The 735-nt window shown below is 73.5% G+C and carries 1 protein-coding gene; it reads left to right on the top strand.

Going from position 1 to position 735, the window contains the following annotated elements; genetic code table 11:
- On the top strand, positions 1 to 735 hold a 735-nt coding region (locus B8460_RS20255; RefSeq protein WP_048863434.1), incomplete at both ends, for a MutS-related protein.

Raw genomic sequence — 735 nt, 5'->3', positions numbered from 1 at the left:
GAGCTGGATGTCGCGCAGTCGGCCGCGGCGCTGGCCGCCCCCGGCGACTGGTGCCGCCCGGCGGTGCGCGACGACGCCGCCTTCGCCGTCACCGCCGGCCGGCATCCGGTGGTGGAGCGGGTGGCCGAGGGGCGGTTCGTCCCCAACGATTGCGACCTGGCGCCCGAGCGGCGGGTGCTGCTGCTGACCGGGCCGAACATGGCCGGCAAGTCGACGTTTCTGCGGCAGAACGCGCTGATCGCGATCCTGGCGCAGGCGGGGCTGCCGGTGCCGGCGGAGCGGGCGGAGATCGGGGTCGTGGACCGGCTGTTCAGCCGCGTCGGCGCCGCCGACGACCTCGCGCGCGGGCGGTCCACCTTCATGGTGGAGATGACCGAGACGGCGGCGATCCTGCATCAGGCGGGGCCGCGCTCGCTGGTGGTGGTGGACGAGATCGGGCGCGGCACCTCGACACAGGACGGGCTGGCGATCGCCTGGGCGGTGCTGGAGGCGCTGCACACGCAGATACGCGGGCGGACCATTTTCGCCACGCATTTTCACGAATTGGCCGCATTGTCGGAGCAATTGCCGCGACTTGCGGTACACAGTATGCGCGTGCGCGAGTGGAAAGGCGGGGTGGTGTTCCTCCACGAGGTGGCGCCGGGGGCGGTGGGGCGGAGCTGGGGCGTGCATGTGGCGGAGCTGGCCGGCGTGCCGGCGCCGGTGGTGCGGCGGGCGGCACAGCTGCTCGCCGGT

The organism is Acidisphaera rubrifaciens HS-AP3 (assembly GCF_000964365.1).
GTDB lineage: Bacteria > Pseudomonadota > Alphaproteobacteria > Acetobacterales > Acetobacteraceae > Acidisphaera > Acidisphaera rubrifaciens.
The sequence above is the reverse complement of the archived record's forward strand: the minus strand, read 5'-3'. Positions and strand labels throughout refer to the sequence as shown.